Source organism: Pseudoroseomonas cervicalis ATCC 49957 (genome assembly GCF_000164635.1).
Taxonomy (GTDB): Bacteria; Pseudomonadota; Alphaproteobacteria; order Acetobacterales; family Acetobacteraceae; genus Pseudoroseomonas; species Pseudoroseomonas cervicalis.
In genome coordinates this window covers 72,295-74,916 of sequence record NZ_GG770779.1, presented here as the reverse complement: position 1 = coordinate 74,916, position 2,622 = coordinate 72,295, and the positions used below count along the sequence as shown (strand labels likewise).

The window sequence follows — 2,622 nt, the reverse complement described above, 5'->3', positions numbered from 1 at the left end:
CGCCGCGCCCCGGCCAGGGCGTCTCGCCGCCGGCCGGGATAGGATCGGGGCGGGCGGCACGACCGCCTCCCCTGCCCCACGGGCGGCCCGCCGCCGCGCAGCGGCCCGCCTCTCAACACGACAACGGCAGTCCGAAAAAACTAAGCGCGGGAGAGGTTCCAGGGGAAGGGGGCGGCGCCGGTCAGCAGGCCGGTCAGGTTGCGGCGCAGCGCGGTGCGGATGGTGAACTGGCCGAGCGGCACGGTCGCCACCTCGTCCAGCGCCAGCCGTCCCAGCTCATGGGCGGTGCGCTGCTGCTCGGCCTGGTCCTGGGAGTAGAGCCAGGTGTCGACCAGTTGCTCGGCGCGCTCGCTCTGCCACCAGCCGAACCAGCCGGCGGCGCCCTGGCCGCGCGCCAGCGGCGACATGGCGGGGTTGCCGTAGAAGGTGACCGGGCCGGTGGTGTGGAAGATGCTCCAGCCGCCACGCTCCACCGGCTCGCGCGAGTTGCGGCGCTGGATCACGGTGCCCCAGTCGCTCTCGGCCAGTTCCACGTTGAAGCCGACGCGCTGCAGCAGGTCGGCCGTCACCTGGCCGAGCGGCCCGATATCCGGGAAGTCGGTCGGGTTGATGATGACGACCTTCTGGTTGGCGTAGCCGGATTCCTGCAGCGCCTTGCGGGCGGCGTCGAGGCTCGCCGGCATCAGGTCGGCATGGTCCTGGTAGTAGGGGGTGCGGCGCGGGAAGACGCTGCGCGTGTCGGTCCAGGCCGAGGTGTCGTCGCCCTGGCTGGCGCGCATGTAGTCCTCCTGGTTGACGGCCAGGCGCACGGCGCGGCGCACCCGGACGTCGTTGAAGGGCGGCTGCAGGCAGTTCAGCCGCATCAGCGCCAGCCGGCCGGAAGTGTCCTGCACCACGCGCTGGATGTCGCGGCTGCGCGCCAGCAGGGATTGCAAATCGGGGTGCGGCCGCTCCCACCAGTCGATCTCGCCATTGCTCAGCGCGGCGGCGACGGTGGAGGGGTCGGGGATGATGTGCCACTCGATGCGGCGGAATTTCGCCACCTTGCCGCCCGAGGAGTTCTCGGCCGGCTCGCTGCGCGGCACGTAGCCGTCGAACTTCTCGTAGACGGCGCGGGAGCCGGAATTGAACTCATTGGCCAGGAAGCGATAGGGGCCGGAGCCCACCATCTCGGTGATGCCGCGGGTCGGGTCGGTGGCGGCCAGCCGCTCCGGCATGATGAAGGCGACGTTGGAATCCGGCTTGGACAGCGCCTCCAGCAGCAGCGGGAAGGGGCGGCTCAGGCGCAGCGCGAAGCTGCGGTCGTCGGGGGCCTGCCATTCCACCACCACCTTGGCCAGCAGCTGGCCGAAGGTGTCGCGCGCCGCCCAGCGCTTCAGGCTGGCGATGACGTCGGCGCCGCGCACCGGGCTGCCATCGTGGAACTTCAGCCCCTCGCGCAGGCGGAAGCGCCACAGCGCGCCATTCTCCGCCTGCTCATGGCCTTCCACCATCTGCGGCCGCGGCCGGCCTTGCGCGTCCACGCCATAGAGCGTGTCGAAGACGTAGTAGCCATGGTTGGCGGTGACCGTCGCGGTGGTCCAGATCGGGTCCAGCGCGCTCAGATTGGCCTGCGGCACGAAGCGCAGCGTGGCGGCGCGGCTGTCCTGCGCCAGGGCCGGGGCCGAGAGGCGCCCGGCCAGCGGGGCGGAGAGCAGCGCGGCGGCGCCCCCCTGCAGCAGGCTGCGGCGGTGGAACATGTGACGAAACTCCCTGTCATTCTCGTGGCCCGGCGCGCAGGTTGCGACGGGTGGCGCGCCCTGCCAAGCCGAACCGGGCGGTTCCCTGGCCGCCCGGCATGCTCTAGGAACCGCGCATGAGCCGCCCTGTCCTGCCCTCCGCCGAGGGCGCCACCCCCGCCTTGGCCCAATGGTTCGCCGCCAAGGCGGCGCATCCGGACGCGCTGGTGTTCTTCCGGATGGGCGATTTCTTCGAGCTGTTCTTCGACGACGCGGTCCGCGCCGGGGATGCGCTGGGGCTCGCCGTGTCGCATCGCGGCGAGCATCAGGGCCGCCCCGTGCCGATGGCGGGCGTGCCGGTGCACGCGCTGGAGAATTACCTCGCCCGGCTGATCCGCGCCGGCTTCCGGGTGGCGCTGTGCGATCAGCGCGAGACGCCGGAACAGGCCAAGGCGCGCCGCGCGCCGACCATCCGGCGGGAGGTGGTGCGCCTCGTCACCCCCGGCACGCTGACCGAGGACGCGCTGCTGGACGGCGCCCGCCCGGCCTGGCTGCTGGCGCTCGCCCAGGGCGAGGGGGAGTGGGGCGCGGCCTGGATCGACCTCTCCACCGGCGCCTTCGCCACCGAGACGCTGCCGGAGGCCGAGATCGCCTCGCTGCTGGCGCGCATCGACCCGGCCGAGATCCTGCTGCCGCCGGCGCTGCTGGCGCAGCCCGCTTTGGCCCCCTGGCGCGACCGGCTGGTGGAGCGCGACGCGCCGCGCGACCCGGCGCGGCGGCTGGCGGAGTTCTACGGCGTGGCCGGGCTGGACGGCTTCGGCCGCTTCACCGCCGCCGAGCTGGCCGCCTGCGGCCTGGCGCTGGACTATGTGCGCGCGACCCAGGGCGAGGCGGCGCCGCGGCT

At 73.2% G+C, this 2,622-nt stretch carries 2 protein-coding genes; one reads left to right on the top strand and one right to left on the bottom strand.

The genetic code is table 11. From position 1 onward, the window contains the following. Nucleotides 1-140 precede the first annotated feature (140 nt). Nucleotides 141-1,739: an ABC transporter substrate-binding protein gene (locus HMPREF0731_RS11600; RefSeq protein ID WP_007004320.1), complete on the bottom strand. Its 1,599-nt coding sequence runs from the start codon at nt 1,737-1,739 to the stop codon at nt 141-143. Nucleotides 1,740-1,855: 116 nt separating this feature from the next. On the opposite strand from HMPREF0731_RS11600, the gene HMPREF0731_RS11595 reads away from it, so the two are divergent. Beyond that, on the top strand, nt 1,856-2,622 hold a 767-nt coding region (locus HMPREF0731_RS11595), incomplete at its 3' end, for a MutS N-terminal domain-containing protein (RefSeq protein ID WP_007004318.1).